This is a genomic window from Streptomyces sp. NPDC002734 (assembly GCF_040295685.1).
Classification (GTDB): domain Bacteria; phylum Actinomycetota; class Actinomycetes; order Streptomycetales; family Streptomycetaceae; genus Streptomyces.
Map to the genome: position 1 here is coordinate 187,820 of NZ_JBEOVU010000008.1, position 17,587 is coordinate 205,406.

Annotated in this window: 11 protein-coding genes and 1 pseudogene; 6 read left to right on the forward strand and 6 right to left on the reverse strand. The window is 70.6% G+C overall.

The features are described from left to right. Nucleotides 1–93: 93 nt before the first annotated feature. The gene (locus ABT026_RS10230; RefSeq protein WP_351113704.1) at nucleotides 94–1,158 is read right to left on the reverse strand and encodes a sugar ABC transporter substrate-binding protein; all 1,065 of its coding nucleotides are present in this window, start codon (nucleotides 1,156–1,158) and stop codon (nucleotides 94–96) included. 354 nt (nucleotides 1,159–1,512) lie between these two features. Here ABT026_RS10230 and ABT026_RS10235 point away from each other — a divergent pair, with 354 nt between their 5' ends. Continuing rightward, nucleotides 1,513–3,501, forward strand: coding sequence for a fibronectin type III domain-containing protein (locus ABT026_RS10235; RefSeq protein WP_502967942.1), 1,989 nt, complete (start codon nucleotides 1,513–1,515; stop codon nucleotides 3,499–3,501). Nucleotides 3,502–3,589: 88 nt separating this feature from the next. On the opposite strand, the gene ABT026_RS10240 is transcribed toward ABT026_RS10235, so the two are convergent. From ABT026_RS10240 to dnaK, 4 genes are read right to left on the reverse strand one after another with little or no spacing between them, the layout of a single operon-like run. Continuing rightward, the gene (locus tag ABT026_RS10240; protein WP_351113706.1) at nucleotides 3,590–4,036 is read right to left on the reverse strand and encodes a heat shock protein transcriptional repressor HspR; all 447 of its coding nucleotides are present in this window, start codon (nucleotides 4,034–4,036) and stop codon (nucleotides 3,590–3,592) included. A gap of 4 nt (nucleotides 4,037–4,040) precedes the next feature. Continuing rightward, entirely contained in the window at nucleotides 4,041–5,237 is a 1,197-nt protein-coding gene (gene dnaJ / locus ABT026_RS10245) for a molecular chaperone DnaJ (protein WP_351113707.1), read from the reverse strand. A gap of 60 nt (nucleotides 5,238–5,297) precedes the next feature. Further along, nucleotides 5,298–6,008 carry a nucleotide exchange factor GrpE gene (grpE, locus tag ABT026_RS10250; protein ID WP_351113708.1) on the reverse strand — a complete coding sequence of 237 codons (711 nt, stop codon included), beginning with the start codon at nucleotides 6,006–6,008 and terminating at the stop codon, nucleotides 5,298–5,300. Further along, nucleotides 6,005–7,867 (reverse strand): molecular chaperone DnaK, encoded by a 1,863-nt coding sequence (gene dnaK / locus ABT026_RS10255; protein ID WP_351113710.1) that lies wholly within the window; start codon nucleotides 7,865–7,867, stop codon nucleotides 6,005–6,007. Before dnaK ends, grpE begins: the two co-directional genes overlap by 4 nt. Before the next feature lie 391 nt (nucleotides 7,868–8,258). Here dnaK and ABT026_RS10260 point away from each other — a divergent pair, with 391 nt between their 5' ends. The 5 genes from ABT026_RS10260 (at nucleotide 8,259) to ABT026_RS10280 (ending at nucleotide 17,482) form a co-directional block, all read left to right on the forward strand. Continuing rightward, nucleotides 8,259–10,541 carry a (Fe-S)-binding protein gene (locus ABT026_RS10260; protein ID WP_351113711.1) on the forward strand — a complete coding sequence of 761 codons (2,283 nt, stop codon included), beginning with the start codon at nucleotides 8,259–8,261 and terminating at the stop codon, nucleotides 10,539–10,541. A gap of 361 nt (nucleotides 10,542–10,902) precedes the next feature. Beyond that, on the forward strand, nucleotides 10,903–12,375 hold the full coding sequence (locus ABT026_RS10265) for an FG-GAP and VCBS repeat-containing protein (protein WP_351113712.1): 1,473 nt from the start codon (nucleotides 10,903–10,905) through the stop codon (nucleotides 12,373–12,375). Nucleotides 12,376–12,582: 207 nt separating this feature from the next. Further along, nucleotides 12,583–14,046, forward strand: a complete 1,464-nt coding sequence (locus ABT026_RS10270) for an FG-GAP and VCBS repeat-containing protein (RefSeq protein WP_351113713.1) — start codon at nucleotides 12,583–12,585, stop codon at nucleotides 14,044–14,046. A 274-nt stretch (nucleotides 14,047–14,320) separates the two neighbouring features. After that, nucleotides 14,321–15,796, forward strand: a complete 1,476-nt coding sequence (locus ABT026_RS10275; protein WP_351113714.1) for a VCBS repeat-containing protein — start codon at nucleotides 14,321–14,323, stop codon at nucleotides 15,794–15,796. Nucleotides 15,797–16,012: 216 nt separating this feature from the next. Next, nucleotides 16,013–17,482: an FG-GAP-like repeat-containing protein gene (locus ABT026_RS10280; RefSeq protein WP_351113715.1), complete on the forward strand. Its 1,470-nt coding sequence runs from the start codon at nucleotides 16,013–16,015 to the stop codon at nucleotides 17,480–17,482. A gap of 23 nt (nucleotides 17,483–17,505) precedes the next feature. Here the strand turns inward: ABT026_RS10280 and ABT026_RS10285 are convergent. Beyond that, a pseudogene (locus tag ABT026_RS10285) lies at nucleotides 17,506–17,587 on the reverse strand (TrmH family RNA methyltransferase); the annotation flags it as partial.

Sequence of the window (17,587 nt, forward strand, 5' to 3'; positions counted from 1 at the left end):
CTGTTCGCAGCGCCACTATGCGCGGCCGCGGACCCGCGCCGCAATACGCCACCGGCCCCGAGGGGGCTCGGGGCCGGCCGGTGCGTCAGGACGTCAGAGCAGCTTGGCGGCCTTGCAGGCCTCACGGATTTCGGCCACGCAGATCTCGTCGACCTTGTGGACGCCGTCGGCGACGACGGTGTCCTTGATGTTGTCCCGGGTGAGCTCGATCACGGGGACGAGCGCCGCCGGAATGTCCTTGTTGGTGGGGCTGTCCACCGAGTCGCGGGTCAGCGCGTCGAACTGGATGTCGTGGCTGCGGACCTTGGCGACGGCCATCTCCGCGGCGGCCTCGGCCTCGTTCGGGTACGGCTTGTAGACCGTCATGTACTGCTCACCGGTGACGATGCGCCGGACGGCCTCGATGTCCGCGTCCTGGCCGGTGATGGGCGGCATGTCGGTGACGCCCGCCTCCTTGAGCGCCTCGACCACGCCGCCGGCCATGCCGTCGTTGGCGGAGAGCACGCCCTTGATCTTGGAGACGCCGAGCTGCTTGATCGCCTCCGCCATGTTCTTCTTGGCCTTCTGCGGGTCCCAGCCGTCGGTGTCGTACTCCTTGGCGACGGTCAGGCCGGTCAGCTCGCCCTTCGCGCCTTCCTTGAACATCGCGGCGTTGGGGTCGGCGGGCGAGCCGTTGATCATCACGATGGACTCGCCGGGGACGGCCTCGGCCAGGGACCGGCCCTGGACCTCGCCGACCACCGTGTTGTTGAACGAGACGTACGCGTCGACCGGGCCCTCGGCCAGACGGTCGTAGGCGATGACCGGGATGCCCTGTTCCTTGGCGTACTTCACCTCGGACGCCACCGCGGCCGCGTCCACCGCGTCCACGACGATCACGTCGACCTTGGCGTCGACCATCGAGCGCATCTGCCGGTTCTGCGCGGTCTGGTCGCCGTTGGCGTTGGCGTAGCGGACCACGCCCTGGCCGTCGGTGAGCTCGTCGACCTTGTCCTTGAAGATCGGGAAGTCGAAGGCCTCGTACCGGGAGATCTTCTTCTCCGGCATCAGCAGACCGACCGTGATGTCGTTCAGGTCGGACGGAGCGGCGTCGTCGCCGTCCTTCCCCTGAGCACCCCCGCACGCGGCGAGCGAGAAGGACAGCGTGACGGCGGCCATGGATATGGCATAACGACGCATTCGAAAGCCCACTTCTGCGTTCGGTTAAGGGCGGGGCGTCCCACCACGATCCGGGCCGACGAGGGCGTCACGGGCGGAACGGCACGAAGGGGGATCGGCTGTTGCCGTGACCGGGACGATGTTCTGCGGCTCGTGTGAAGACAGAGCGGAATCATAGCCAGTGTCCCTTCACACGTCTCCCTGGGTGTCCCGCCCATCCGCGGGGTGATCACCCACAGTGGGCGCGGGCCGGCGTACAACCTCGTCCGTCCCTCGTGAGTCACGGTTCACGGCCGTCCCCCCGCGAACGGCCCTCTTCACGGACCCTTCAGGAGTTCCCCGATCGTGAACCGCATCTCCACGGCACGCGCCGCCACCGCCACCGCGGTGGTCCTCGCCACCACCGGTGGCCTGATCGGCGTCGCCGCCTCCACCTCCTCCGCGGCGGTGACCTGCGCCTCTCCGGTGTTCAAGCGGCAGTTCTTCGCGAACACCAGCTTCTCCGGCACGCCGAAGAAGACCGACTGCGACAGCACCATCGACCAGAACTGGGGGACGGGCGCGCCGGCTTCCGGCCTGCCGAGCAACTACTTCGGCGTCCGCTGGTCCGTCACCCGCGACTTCGGCTCCGGCGGCCCCTTCACCTTCACCGCCTCCTCGCGCGACGGCATCCGGGTCTACCTCGACGGCGTCCGCAAGGTCGACCTCTGGAAGAACGTCTCCAGCACGGTCTCCAAGACGGTCAACCTCACCGTCCCCCAGGGCAAGCACTCCCTGCGGATCGACTTCGTGAACTGGACCGGCTCCGCCAACGTCAAGTTCGCGTACACGCCGCGCACCACCGCGACGGTCGACAAGGTCAAGCCGCTCACGCCCGGCGGCGCCGCCCTGACCTACAGCACCAGCACGTACAAGGCGAAGCTGTCCTGGACCAGGAGTCCCGAGATGGACCTCGCCGGCTACCGGGTCTACCGCCGCGTCTCCGGCGGGTCCTACCCGACGAAGCCGCTCGCCGTCACCACGGCGTCGGCGACCTCGTACACCGACACCCCGCCGATGGACGGCAAGCTCTACTACTACGAGGTCCGCGCCTACGACAAGGCCGGCAACACCTCCACCGGAACCGCCGACAAGGGCGTCACGACGACCAAGGTCGCCACCCCGGCCGGCGTCACCGCCACCGCCACGGACACCGCCGTCGGCGTGCGGTGGAACGCGGTGCCCGGCGCCACCGCCTACAAGCTGTACCGCAACGGCACGGCGCTGGCGACGGTCACGGGCGCCACGGCGTACAGCGACACCGCCGTGGCCCGTTCGGTGTCCGCCTCGTACCAGGTGGCCGCCGTCGACACGACCGGGACCGTCACCTCGCCCCTCTCCACCGCCTCGGCGGCCGTACGCCGCCCGGTGGCCGCGCCGCGGTCGCTCACCGCGACGCCCGGTCTCATGAAGGCTTCCCTGAAGTGGTCGGTCCCCGCCGACGGGGGTACCTACGCCGGGTTCCACGTCTACCGCTCCACCTCGGCGACCGTGGACACCACCGGTGACCCGCTGGACTGCGCGGTCAAGGGCCCGGTGACCGAGGGCGACCAGCGGTACTGGACCTGCGTGGACACCACCGCCGAGGGCGGCGTCACCCACCACTACGTGGTGAAGGGGTACGACAGCGCGGGCACCGAGTCCGCCGCATCCGGCACCGTCAAGGTCACGCCCGAGAGCCGCGACCTCACCGCGCCCGCGGCCCCGACCGGGCTGACCGTCACCCCCACCGAGTATGGCTTCGACCTCGACTGGGACGACAACACCGAGGCGGACCTGCACCGGTACGGCATCTACAAGGGGTCGCTGTACGACGACGGCGACGGCGGCCAGGTCTGCCTCGCCAACCTCGTCGATTACACCTTCGCCGACACCTCGGAGCTCCGGTACCGGTCGGCGGCCGACGGCGAGGAGGTCTGCTTCCTCGTCAGCGCGATCGACACCGCCTGGAACGACAGCTTCAAGGCCACCCGTGAGGGCAAGGTCGTCCAGGTGCGGGAACTCGACCTGCGGCCCTCGGAGGAGACTCCCGAGTTCGGTTCGCCGGTCGACGTCACCGTGGCCGACGACGGCGACGGGATCTCCCTGAACTGGTACAGCGACGAGGACGCCACCGGCTACCGGGTCTACCGCTGGGACGGCACGTCCTACGTGCTGGTCCACACGGTGGACGGCGAAGGCCTGGTGTCGTGGACCGACCCCTCGGCGCCGCGGGGCACCACGTCGTTCTACCGGGTCACCGCCCTCCTCGCCGACGGCACGGAGAGCGCCCCGGCCGGCGCGGCGGTCGCGCTGCTGCCCTGACCCGAGGACGGCGCCGCGACCGGCAGGAACGGCGAAGGGCCGGGAGACCGTGAGGTCTCCCGGCCCTTCGGCCGTTCGCGTCCCGCTGTCACTGGCCCCGCGTCGGCGGGCGCCACACCACCAGGGCGCTGGTGCGGGTCGCCTCCTGGTACGGGACCAGGTCCCGGCGGTAGGAGGCGTGCACCGCCGCCTCCCGGGCCCGGATCGTCGCCGCCGCGCCCTCGACCGCGGACTGCAGCTCCGCGACGCGGGACTGGAGGGCGGCGACCTGGTTCTCCAGCTCGATGATCCGCTTGATCCCGGCCAGGTTGATCCCCTCGTCCTGCGACAGCTGCTGCACCTGGCGCAGCAGCTGGATGTCGCGGGCCGAGTAGCGCCGGCCGCGCCCGGCCGTGCGGTCCGGGGAGACCAGGCCGAGGCGGTCGTACTGACGCAGGGTCTGCGGGTGCAGGCCGGAGAGCTGGGCCGCCACCGAGATGACGTAGACCGGGGTGTCCTCGGTCAGTTCGTACGGGTTGCGCCGGCGGCCGTCCATCTCGTCATGCTCCCTTCGCGGCTTCGAACAACTCCGCTCGCGGGTCCTCCCCCGCGGTCGCCTCGCGGTACGCCTCGAGGGCGTCCCGGGCCTTGCCCGACAGGTCCTTGGGAACGCTCACCTCGACGGTGACCAGGAGGTCGCCGCGGGTGCCGTCCTTGCGGACCGCGCCCTTGCCCCGGGCGCGCATGGTGCGCCCGTTGGGCGTGCCGGGAGGCAGTTTCAGGGTGACCGGCGGGCCGCCCAGCGTGGGCACCCGGATCTCGCCGCCGAGGGCGGCCTCCGTGTACGTCACCGGCACGGTCACCGTCAGGTTGTCGCCCTTGCGGCCGAAGACCGGGTGGTCGTCCACGTGGACGACCACGTACAGGTCGCCGGCCGGTCCGCCCCGCTCGCCGGGCGCGCCCTTGCCGCGCAGCCGGATCCGCTGGCCGTCGCTCACACCGGCCGGGATGCGGACCTGCATGGTGCGCGAGGACTTGGCCCGGCCGGAGCCCTTGCAGACGTCGCAGGGGTTCTCGGCGATGAGGCCGCGGCCCTTGCAGTCGGGGCACGGGTCGGTCAGCGAGAAGCCGCCGCCCGAACCGCGGGCCACCTGCCCGGTGCCGACGCAGGTCGGGCACACGCGCGGCGTGCCGTTCTTGTCGCCGGTGCCCGAACAGGCCTTGCACGCCTGCTGGCTGGACATCCGCAGCGGCACCGTGGCGCCGTCCACCGCCTCGGTGAAGCTGAGCGTCACCTCGGACTCGATGTCCTGCCCGCGCCGCGGCTGCGTGCGGGCGCCGCCCGGGGCGCCGCCGCGGTTGCCGAACAGGCCGCCGAAGACGTCGCCGAGACCGCCGCCGCCACCACCGCCGAAGCCGCCACCGCCGGCGCCGCCGCCCTGGGTCCCCCCGAAGAGGTCGCCCAGGTCGAAGTTGAACGTTCCTCCGGCACCCGGGCCCGGACGGAAGCCGCCACCGTTGCCGAAGAGCGCGCGGGCGTCGTCGTACTCCTTGCGCCGCTTGGGGTCGCCGAGCACGTCGTTGGCCTCGGAGATCTCCTTGAAGCGCTCCTCGGCGGCCGCGTTGCCCTTGTTGGCGTCCGGGTGGAACTCGCGGGCGAGCTTCCGGTACGCCTTCTTGATCTCGGCCTCGGTGGCGTCCTTCGGGACGCCGAGAACCTTGTAGTAGTCCTTCTCGATGAAGTCCTTGGTGCTCATCCCCGACGTCCCTCCTTCCGTCCGTCACCGGCGCGCCGGTGACCGGCGCGCCGCCTCACGTCAGCCCTCGTCCGGGCCACCGTTCTCCTTGTGCTCGGCGTGCTCGGCGCTCTCGGCGTTCTCGGCGCCGTCGGCACCGTCGGACGCCTTCTCGCCCTCGGCCCCGGACTCCTCGGCGTCGGCCTGCGCACCCGGCTGCGGCTCGGCCACGGCCACCCGCGCGGGGCGGATGATCCGGTCGCCGATCTTGTACCCGGGCTGCAGAATGCCCACGCAGGTGGTCTCGGTGACGTCCGGCGCGTAGCTGTGCATCAGCGCCTCGTGGATCGTCGGGTCGAAGGGCTCGCCCTCCTTGGCGTACTGCTGCAGGCCCATCTTCGCCGCGACCGTCTCCAGCGACTCGGCCACCGACTTGAAGCCGCCGACCAGTTCGCCGTGCTCACGGGCGCGCCCGATGTCGTCGAGCACCGGCAGGAGTTCGGTCAGGAGGTTCGCCACGGCGATCTCCCGGACCGCGATCCGGTCGCGCTCGACCCGGCGGCGGTAGTTCTGGAACTCCGCCTGGAGCCGCTGGAGGTCCGCGGTGCGCTCGGAGAGCGCGGTGCGGGCCTGGTCGAGCTGCGCCGTCAGGCCTGCGGCCTGTGCCGCGTCCCCGGCCGGGGCCGCCGGCTCCTCCTGGGAGGAGTCGGCGGCCTGCGGCTCGGCGTCTTCGGAACCGCTGCCGGAAGGGACGTCGGGCTTCTCGTCAAAACCCGGGGTCTCCTCCGTCACGCGGCACCGTCCTTGCGCTCGTCGTCGACGATCTCGGCGTCCACCACGTCGTCCTCGGGAGCACCGGCCTGGGCGTCACCGGCCGTGGCGCCGCCGGCGGCCTGGGCGCCCTGGGCGTCGGCGTACATGGCCTGGCCGAGCTTCTGCGAGACGGCCGCGAGCTTCTCCGTGGCGGTGCGGATCTCCGCGGAGTTGTCGCCCTCGGCGGCGTCGCCCTTGAGCTTCTCCTTCAGCTCGGCGACGGCGCCCTCGACCTCGGTCCTGACCTCGCCCGGGACCTTGTCCTCGTTGTCCTTGAGGAACTTCTCGGTCTGGTAGACGAGCTGCTCGCCCTGGTTGCGCACCTCGGCGGCCTCGCGACGCTTGTGGTCCTCCTCCGCGTAGCGCTCGGCCTCCTCACGCATGCGGTCGACCTCGTCCTTCGGCAGCGAGGAGCCGCCGGTGACGGTCATCTTCTGCTCCTTGCCCGTGCCCAGGTCCTTCGCGGTCACGTGCATGATGCCGTTGGCGTCGATGTCGAAGGAGACCTCGATCTGCGGGACGCCGCGCGGGGCCGGCGGGAGGCCGGTCAGCTCGAACATGCCGAGCTTCTTGTTGTACGCCGCGATCTCGCGCTCGCCCTGGTAGACCTGGATCTGCACGGACGGCTGGTTGTCCTCGGCCGTCGTGAAGATCTCCGAGCGCTTGGTCGGGATCGTGGTGTTGCGCTCGATCAGCTTGGTCATGATGCCGCCCTTGGTCTCGATGCCGAGGGACAGCGGGGTGACGTCGAGGAGCAGGACGTCCTTGACCTCGCCCTTGAGGACACCGGCCTGGAGCGAGGCGCCGATGGCGACGACCTCGTCCGGGTTGACGCCCTTGTTGGCCTCCTTGCCGCCGGTCAGCTCCTTGACGAGCTCGGCGACGGCGGGCATGCGGGTCGAGCCGCCGACGAGGACGACGTGGTCGATCTCGCCGAGCTGGATGCCGGCGTCCTTGATGACGTTGTGGAACGGCACCTTGCAGCGCTCGAGCAGGTCGGAGGTGAGCTGCTGGAACTGGGCGCGGGTGAGCTTCTCGTCCAGGTGCAGCGGGCCCTCGGCGGAAGCCGTGATGTAGGGCAGGTTGATCGAGGTCTCGGTGGACGAGGACAGCTCGATCTTGGCCTTCTCGGCGGCCTCGCGCAGACGCTGCAGGGCCATCTTGTCCTTGCCCAGGTCCACGCCGTGGGCGTTCTGGAACTGCTTGACCAGGTAGTCGACGACGCGCTGGTCCCAGTCGTCACCACCGAGGTGGTTGTCGCCGTTCGTCGCCTTCACCTCGACGACGCCGTCGCCGATCTCCAGCAGCGAGACGTCGAAGGTGCCGCCGCCGAGGTCGAAGACCAGGATGGTCTGGTCGTCCTTGTCGAGGCCGTAGGCCAAGGCGGCCGCGGTGGGCTCGTTGACGATGCGCAGGACGTTCAGGCCCGCGATCTCGCCGGCCTCCTTCGTCGCCTGGCGCTCGGAGTCGTTGAAGTACGCCGGGACGGTGATGACCGCGTCGGTCACCTTCTCGCCCAGGTAGGACTCCGCGTCCCGCTTCAGCTTCTGCAGGATGAACGCGGACATCTGCTGCGGGTTGAAGTCCTTGCCGTCCAGGTTGATCTTCCAGTCGGTGCCCATGTGGCGCTTGACCGACCGGATGGTCCTGTCGACGTTGGTGACGGCCTGGCGCTTGGCTACCTCGCCGACGAGCACCTCGCCGTTCTTGGCGAAGGCGACGACGGACGGCGTGGTCCTGGCGCCCTCGGCGTTGGTGATGACGGTGGGCTCACCGCCCTCCAGAACGCTGACGACCGAGTTGGTCGTACCCAGGTCGATGCCGACCGCACGTGCCATGGTGATCTTCCTCCAGCTGACTTGAGTGGAACAGACTCAAGTGTGCACGACCTCGCGGCGAGAGGCAACAGACCTGAGCCGGACGGACTCAACTTTACGGAGGCGGGGTCCGCAGGGCGGCCGGAGAGGGCCGCACGGCCGCTGCGGCGGCTTCCCGGGACGGGCCCGACGGGGCAACCGAGGGACGCGGCGGGCGGCGCGGGGAAGGGCGGACGCACCACGCCCCTGCCCCGGGAGATACTGAGGCAACCCTCAGCGACGCAGATCACCGCTCCGACGGCTGCGGGCGGCGCTGGATATGGATAGTCTCGAACGGACTGGATAAGTTACCGCTTAGTAATCTGCTCCGTTCCTTGTTCTCCACACCCCTCGCAGGCCCGAGGAGCCTCCCATGCAACTCGCCGCGATCATCGTGTCGCTGGTCCTGACCGTGGTGGGCGTCGCCTTGCTCGCACGCGCCGTCGGTCAGTTCGTCCGGTACTTCAAGCTGGGGCAGCCGGTGCCCGCGGGTACCCGGACCGACAACCCCTACCAGCGCAGCGTGACGCTGGTGACGGAATTCCTCGGCCACACGCGGATGAACCGCTGGGGGATCGTCGGCTTCGCCCACTGGTTCGTCGCCGTCGGCTTCTTCTCCCTGGTGCCCACCCTGATCACCGCGTTCGGCCAGCTCTTCCAGGCCGACTGGGCGATCCCCTTCATCGGGCACTGGACGCCGTTCGAGATGTTCGTCGAGTTCATCGGCACGATGACGACGCTCGGCATCCTCACGCTGATCGTGATCCGCCAGCTCTCCAAGGCGACCCGCCCCGGCCGCAAGTCCCGCTTCGCCGGGTCCAACGCCGGCCAGGCGTACTTCGTCGAGACGGTCATCCTGACCATCGGCCTCGCGATCATGATGCTGCGCGGCCTCGAGGGCGCCCTGCTGGACATCCCGCACTACGAGCCCGCGTACTTCGCCTCGTACCCGCTGGTGCTGGCCTTCAAGGGCCTGGGCGTCACCACGCTGCAGAACCTGATCTACCTGTTCGCGATGATCAAGATCGGGACGTCCTTCATCTGGATGATCGTGGTCTCGCTCCGGACGGACATGGGTGTCGCCTGGCACCGCTTCCTGGCCTTCCCCAACATCTGGTTCAAGCGCAACGCGGACGGCTCCACCGCGCTCGGCGCCCTTCAGCCGATGACCTCCGGCGGCAAGGAGATCGACTTCGCCGACCCCGGTGAGGACGACGTCTTCGGCGTCTCCCAGGTCGAGCAGTTCTCCTGGAAGGGCCTGCTGGACTTCTCCACCTGCACCGAGTGCGGCCGCTGCCAGTCGCAGTGCCCCGCCTGGAACACCGGCAAGCCGCTCTCCCCGAAGCTGCTGATCATGTCGCTGCGCGACAACATGCACGCCAAGGCCCCGTACCTGCTGGCCGGCGGCGGCAAGACCATGGAGGGCGAGGAGAAGGCCTCCGAGGAGCAGCTGGCCGGTGTGCCCGCGTCGGCCCTCGCAGAGGCCGAGCGCCCGCTGATCGGGACGCTGGAGGAGAACGGCGTCATCGACCCGGACGTCCTGTGGTCCTGCACCACCTGCGGCGCCTGCGTCGAGCAGTGCCCGGTGGACATCGAGCACGTCGACCACATCGTCGACATGCGCCGCTACCAGGTCATGATCGAGTCGGCCTTCCCGTCCGAGGCGGGCACGATGCTCAAGAACCTGGAGAAGAAGGGCAACCCCTGGGGCCTGGCGAAGAAGCAGCGCCTGGAATGGCTCAAGGAGGTCGAGTTCGAGGTCCCGGTCGTCGGCAAGGACATCGAGGACCTCACCGAGGTCGAGTACCTCTACTGGGTCGGCTGCGCCGGCGCCCTGGAGGACCGCGCCAAGAAGACCACCAAGGCCTTCGCCGAGCTGCTGCACATCGCGGGCGTCAAGTTCGCGATCATGGGCGGCGACGAGAAGTGCACCGGTGACTCCGCCCGCCGCCTCGGCAACGAGCCCCTGTTCCAGGAGCTCGGCATGGAGAACGTCATGGCGCTGAACATGGCGTTCGGCGAGGAGATGGACGACGACGGCAAGGTCACGCCGGAGTCGGCGAAGCCGAAGTCGGCGAAGAAGATCGTCGCCACCTGCCCGCACTGCCTCAACACCATCGGCAACGAGTACCCGCAGCTCGGCGGCGACTACGAGGTCATCCACCACACCCAGCTGCTCCAGCACCTGATCGACGAGGGCAAGCTGATCCCGGTCACCCCGGTCGAGGGTCTGATCACGTATCACGACCCCTGCTACCTGGGCCGCCACAACAAGATCTACACGCCTCCGCGCGAGATCATCGCCAACGTCCCGGGCCTGCGGAACGAGGAGATGCACCGCCACAAGGAGCGCGGCTTCTGCTGCGGCGCCGGCGGCGCGCGGATGTGGATGGAGGAGCGGATCGGCAAGCGCATCAACAACGAGCGCGTCGACGAGGCCCTGTCCCTCAACCCGGACATCGTCTCCACCGCCTGCCCGTTCTGCCTGGTCATGCTGACCGACTCGGTCAACGGCAAGAAGAACGACGGCAAGGCGAAGGAGTCGATCCAGGTCGTGGACGTCGCCCAGTTGCTCCTGGAGTCGGTCAAGACCCCCGCCGACCCGGCGGGCGAGGCGGAGACCGAGGACACGCCGGAGCCGCAGCCGGCGCAGTGACCGGCGGCGCCGAACGAGGGCCGGGGCCCGGCCGAGCTTCCTGAGCTCGGCCGGGCCCCGGCTTTTCCGTGCCGCGTGCCCGACGCCGGACACACCGGGCCGGTGGTGGTCTCCGGGGACGCGGCACCCCGCCTCACCGGGCGGCGCCTCGACCTCCCTTCGGCCGGGACGCCGAGCTCGACGACGGAGTGTGTCCACCACCGGCGCGGACCGGGGCCCTGCCTTCCGTGTGGTGTACCTCGACGGTCCCTACAACCATCAGGAGTTGTCACCGGTCTCGTAGACCGCCCGGCCTCGGCGGCCGGGGCGTCACCGTGAGGCCGGCCCTGACCCGGGCCGCCCCGCCGGACCAGGGAGCCGCATGAACCGCAGAACCCGCACCGCCCTCGCGACCCTCGCCGCCGCCGCGGTGACCGGAGGGCTGCTCACCTTCGCGGCCACCGCGCCCGCGCTCGCCGTCGACGGCACCGTCGCCTCGCAGGCCGACTTCAACGGCGACGGCGTCGGCGACGTCATCGGCTCGGCCCACGGGGCCTACGTCGGCGGCGAGGCGGAGGCCGGCCAGATGATCGTCGCCTACGGCGTCAAGGGCACCGGACCGACGGCCTCCCGGCGGACCGTCGTCAGCCAGAGCACCTCCGGCGTACCGGGCTCCGCCGAGGCCGGCGACCACTTCGGTCACAGCACCGCCTACGCCGACTTCGACGGCGACGGCTACGACGACGTGGCGGTGAGCGCCCCGGACGAGGACCTGAGCGGCGACAAGGACGGCGGCACGGTCACCGTCCTGTGGGGCTCCGCCTCCGGCATCACCGGCAAGGACGCCTTCCAGATCGAGGACCCGGCCCCGACCTCGCACGACATGTGGGGACGCCTGCTGACGGCCGGCGACTTCGACGGCGACGGCAAGCAGGACCTGGCCGTCGGCACGAACAGGACCAAGGTGTACCTCTTCAAGGGCGGCATCACGCGGTCCGGCTCCTACGGCAGCCGCCAGACCGTCCAGACCCCTGTCTGGACCGAGGCGACGTACTACCACCTCGCCGCCGGCGACGTGAACGGCGACCACCGCACCGACCTCGTCGTCAACGGCTACACCCCGGAGCCGCAGGACGGCGTCCACCCGGACCGCAACTACCTGCTGCTGGGCAGCGCCTCCGGTCTGGACGCCGCCGGCGCGCAGGAGCTGCGTCCGGGCATCGTCACCGGCGTCGGCGACATCAACCACGACGGCTACGGCGACATCGTCAGCGGCTGGGACCAGGAGGGGTCGGCGGGCGGCGTCACGGACCCCTACGCCGCCAGGGGCGGCCAGGTCTGGATCACCTACGGCAGCGAGCAGGGGGTCGGCGCCGTCCAGGGCATCACCCAGGACACCTCCGGCGTCCCCGGCACCGGCGAGGCCCACGACGGCTTCGGCCACGAGCTGGACCTCGGCGACATCGACGGCGACGGCTTCCTCGACCTCGCGGTCGGGGTGACCGGCGAGAACGTCGACGGCGTCACCGACAGCGGCTCGGTCGTCGTGCTGCGCGGCTCGGCCTCCGGCATCACCGGGGCCGGTGCGCAGTTCGTCGACCAGAACACCGCGGGCGTCCCCGGCTCCAACGAGAAGCACGACTTCTTCGGCACGGACGTGAAGCTGGACGACGTCGACGGTGACGGCCGGGCCGACCTGGTCGCCTCCAGCGGCGAGAACGGCGGCAACGGCGCCCTCACCTACGTGCCCTCCACCGGCGGAAGGATCGCCGGCACCGGCCGTGCGCTCTCCCCGACGGCGCTCGGCGTCTCCACGGCGGGCCAGCCGCACATCGGTTACCGCCTCGCCGACTGACCCACCCGCCTGCCCGCGCCCCGGGCCCGGACGCCGCCACGGCCGCCGGGCCCGCGGCGTCCCACCGGCCGAACATTCTCACTTCTCCCGTACAACCGATCCCGTCCGTCGTGGGTCTGATCACCGCCGACCTCCCCTGCTCGGCCCAGCTCTTCCCCGGGGATCCCGGCGCACCGCCGCTCCCCGCACAGCACCTGAGGGAACCGCATGCACAGAAAGACCCGCACCACTCTCGCGACCGTCGCCGCCGCCGCGGTGACCGGCGGCCTGCTCACCTTCGCCGCCTCGACCACCGCGGTCGCCGTCGACGGCACCGTCGCCTCGCAGGCCGACTTCGACAACGACGGCATCGCGGACGTGGCGTCCTCGGCGACGGCCACCGTCGCCGGCAAGGCGGAGGCGGGCCAGGTCGTGGTCGCCTACGGCGTCCGGGGCACCGGCCTGACCACCGCCAGGAAGGCCCTGGTCAGCCAGGACACCTCCGGCGTCCCCGGCAGCGCCGAGACCGGCGACCGGTTCGGCGACGAGTCCGCCTACGCCGACTTCGACGGCGACGGCTACGACGACCTGGCCGTCGGAGCGCCCGGGGAGGACCTCGGCACCGACAAGGACGCCGGCATGGTCACCATCCTCTGGGGCTCCGCGAACGGCATCACCGGCGCCGGCGCCGTCCAGATCGACGACCCCGCCTCCAGCTCGCACGACCAGTGGGGCCGCCTGCTCGCCGCCGGCGACTTCGACGGCGACGGCAAGCAGGACCTCGCCGTCGGCACCAGCAAGAGCAAGGTCTACGTCTTCAAGGGCGGCATCAGCCGCAAGGGCGCCTCCGGCAGCCGTCAGACCGTCCAGACGCCGATCATGACGGGCGCCACTCCGTTCAGCCTCACCGCCGGCAACGTCAACGGCGACCCGGCCACCGACCTGGTCGTCGGCGGCTACGAGCCCACCGAGGGCTGGACCCGCAACTTCCTGCTGCTCGGCACCGGCTCGGGCCTGGACGCCTCCGGCTACCAGGAGATGCGCCCGGGCATCATCAGCGGCGTCGGCGACATCAACCACGACGGCTACGGCGACATCGTCAGCGGCGCCATGTGGAACGCGGCCAACGAGGACGGCACGACCACTCCCTACTCCGCCAAGGGCGGCAAGGTCTGGATCACGTACGGCAGCCAGTACGGCGTCGGCACCGTCCAGGGCATCACCCAGGACACCTCCGGCATCCCCGGCACCAGCGAGTCCAACGACATGTTCGGCCACGAGCTGGACCTCGGCGACGTCAACGGCGACGGCTTCCTCGACCTCGCCATCGGCGTCGTCGGCGAGAACGTCGACGGCGTGACCGACACCGGCTCGGTCCTGGTCCTGTACGGCAAGGCCTCCGGCATCAGCGGCACGGGCACCCAGTACATCGACCAGAACACCGCGGGCGTCCCCGGCTCCAACGAGAAGGGCGACATGTTCGGCATCGACGTGAAGCTCGACGACGTCAACGGCGACGCCAAGGCCGACCTGGTCGTCGGCAGCGGCGAGAACGACTACAACGGCGCCATCACCTACCTGCCGTCCACCGGCAGCAAGATCACCGGCACCGGGTCCCGCGCGCTCTCCCCGTCCGCGCTCGGCGTCTCGACGGCGGGCAAGCCGGGCGTCGGCGTGAACTTCGCCGACTGACCCACCCGCTCCTCACCGCTCCACACCCGGAAGCCGGGACGCCGTGACCGCGTCCCGGCTTCCGGCGTCCCCTCCCCCGGCACCCGGCACCCCGCACCCGGCACCCGGCACCCGGCACCCCGCACTCCGCCGCATCGACCCGATCGGTCTTTCGTTCGGGTTCCGTACAACCAACCCCACCTGTCACAGGTCTGACCACTGCCACCACCCCACGTTCGACCTTCTTCTCCCCGGGGCGCAGCACCCGCCCCCACGTGGTTCTAAGGGGATCCGCATGCACAGGAAGACCCGCACCGCCCTCGCGACCGTCGCCGCCGTCGCGGTGACCGGCGGGCTGCTCACCTTCGCGGCCACCGCGCCCGCGCTCGCCGTCGACGGCACGGTCGCCTCGCAGGCCGACTTCAACGGCGACGGCGTCGGCGACGTGGCGACCTCCGCCGACGGCGCGTACGTCTCCGGCAAGGCGTACGCGGGCCAGGTCGTCGTCGCGTACGGCGCCAAGGGCACCGGCATCACCGCCGCCAGGCGCACCGTGATCAGCCAGGACAGCTCCGGCGTCCCCGGCGGCGCCGAGACCGACGACGGCTTCAGCAGCGACACCGCCTACGCGGACTTCGACGGCGACGGTTACGACGACCTCGCCGTCAGCGCGCCCTGGGAGGACCTGGGCGACGACAAGGACGCCGGCATGGTCACCATCCTCTGGGGCTCCGCGAACGGCATCACCGGCGCCGGCGCCGTGCAGCTCGCCGACCCGGCCTCCACCTCGCACGACGAGTGGGGCCGCCTGCTCGCGGCCGGCGACTTCGACGGCGACGGCAAGCAGGACCTCACCGTCGGCACCAGCAAGACGAAGCTGTACCTGTTCAAGGGAGGCATCTCCCGCAACGGCACGTCCGGCAGCCGCCAGACGGTGCAGGCGCCGATCTCGACCACGCGGCCGCTGTACAACCTCACCGCGGGCGACGTGAACGGCGACCACCGCACCGACCTGGTGGCCAACGGCTACACCCCGGAGGCCTCGGGCGGCTACTACTGGGACCGCAACTTCCTGCTGTTCGGCAGCGCCTCCGGTCTGGACGCCGCGAGTGCGCAGGAACTGCGTCCGGGCATCATCAGCGGTGTCGGCGACATCAACCACGACGGCTTCGGCGACATCGTCAGCGGCTGGCACCAGAACAAGGTGCAGGATGGCGTCACGGACGACTACGCGGCCGACGGCGGCAAGGTCTGGATCACCTACGGCAGCCAGTACGGCGTCGGCACCGTCCAGGGCATCACCCAGGACACCTCCGGCGTCCCCGGCTCCGCCGAGCTGAACGACATGTTCGGCTTCGAGCTGGACCTCGGCGACGTCAACGGGGACGGCTTCCTCGACCTGGCGGTCGGCGTGGCCGGCGAGAACGTCGACGGCGTCACCGACACCGGCTCGGTCGTCGTCCTGTACGGCAACGCCTCCGGCATCACCGGCACCGGCTCCCAGTACATCGACCAGAACACCGCGGGCGTCCCCGGCTCCAACGAGAAGGACGACTCCTTCGGCCTGGACGTGAAGCTGGACGACGTCAGCGGCGACGGCAGGGCCGACCTGGTCGTCGGCAGCGGTGAGAACGACGGCAACGGCAGCATCACGTACCTGCCGTCCGCCGGCGGGAAGATCACCGGCACCGGCTCCCGCTCGCTCTCGCCGACGGCGCTCGGCGTCTCCACCACGGGCCGCCCGTACGTCGGCTACAACTTCGCCGACTGACCCGCCCGTCGACCGCTCCCCGGGCCGCGTGCCGCGTGCCGCGTGCCGCCACCATGGCCACGACCCCGGCCCGGGGGGCAAAAATCTTCACAACTCCCGTACAACCAATCACACCTGTCACAGGTCTGATCACTGCCGGCCACCCAAGGCCCGGCCTTGTTCCTCCCGGGGACCCGCGCTCGGCGCCGCTCCCCGCACGGCATTTGAGGGAACCGCATGCACAGGAAGACCCGCACCGCCCTCGCGACCGTCGCCGCCACCGCGGTGACCGGCGGGCTGCTCACCTTCGCCGCCGCGACCACCGCCTCGGCCGTCGACGGCACCGTCGCATCGCAGGCCGACTTCAACAACGACGGCATCGGCGACGTCGCCACCGTCGCGTACTCCACCGTCTCGGGCAAGAGCTACGCCGGCCAGGTCGTCGTCACCTACGGCGCCTCGGGCACCGGCATCACCGCCACCAAGCGCACGCTGCTCAGCCAGGACACCTCCGGCGTCCCCGGCAGCGCGGAGACCTCCGACAACTTCGGCGACGACACCGCCTACGCCGACTTCAACGGCGACGGCTACGACGACCTCGCCGTCGGAGCGCCCGGGGAGGACCTGGGCGACGACAAGGACGCCGGCATGGTCACCCTCCTCTGGGGTTCCGCCTCCGGCATCACCGGCGCCGGCGCCGTCCAGATCAACGACCCGGCCCCCACCTCGCACGACCAGTGGGGCCGCCTGCTCGCCGCCGGCGACTTCGACGGCGACGGCAAGCAGGACCTCGCCGTCGGCACCACCAAGAGCAAGGTGTACGTCTTCAAGGGCGGCATCTCCAAGACCGGCTCCTACGGCAGCCGCCAGACGGTGCAGACGCCCATCATCACCTCCGAGGCGCCCGCCAACCTCACCGCCGGCAACGTCGACGGCAACGCGACCACCGACCTGGTGGTCAGCGGGTACGAGACCGACAGCGCCGAGGGCTGGAACAGCAACTTCCTGCTCCTGGGCACCGCCTCGGGCCTGGACACCTCCGGTTACCAGAAGCTGCGCCCCGGCGTCATCAGCGGTGTCGGCGACATCAACCACGACGGCTACGGCGACATCGTCAGCGGTGTCAGCTGGAACGCGGTCACGGACGACGGCACGCCCATCCCCTACTCCGCCAAGGGCGGCAAGGTCTGGATCACGTACGGCAGCCAGTACGGCGTCGGCACCATCCAGGGCATCACCCAGGACACCTCCGGCGTCCCCGGCTCCAGCGAGACCAACGACCAGTTCGGCCACGAGCTGGACCTGGGCGACGTCAACGGCGACGGCTTCCTCGACCTCGCCATCGGCGTGGCCGGCGAGAACATCGACGCCGCCACCGACACCGGCACCGTGCTCGTGCTCTACGGGAACGCCTCCGGCATCACCGGCACCGGCTCCCAGTCCTTCCACCAGGACACCGCGGGCGTCCCCGGCTCCAACGAGAAGTACGACATGTTCGGCATGGACGTGAAGCTGGACGACGTCACCGGCGACGGCAAGGCCGACCTGGTCGTCGGCACCGGCGAGAACGACGGCAACGGCAACCTGGTCTACCTGCCCTCCAGCGGCAGCAAGATCACCGCGACCGGCTCCCGCGCGCTCTCCCCGAGCTCGCTCGGCGTCTCGACCGCGGGCTACCCGGTGGTCGGCGCCAACTTCGCCGACTGACCCACCCGTTCCTCACCCCGGGGGTCGGCCCTGCCGTGCAGCTCGGGCGTGAGCCCGCTGCGCTCGGACCCGAAGGCCAGCACCGCGTCGTCGGGCAGCCGGACC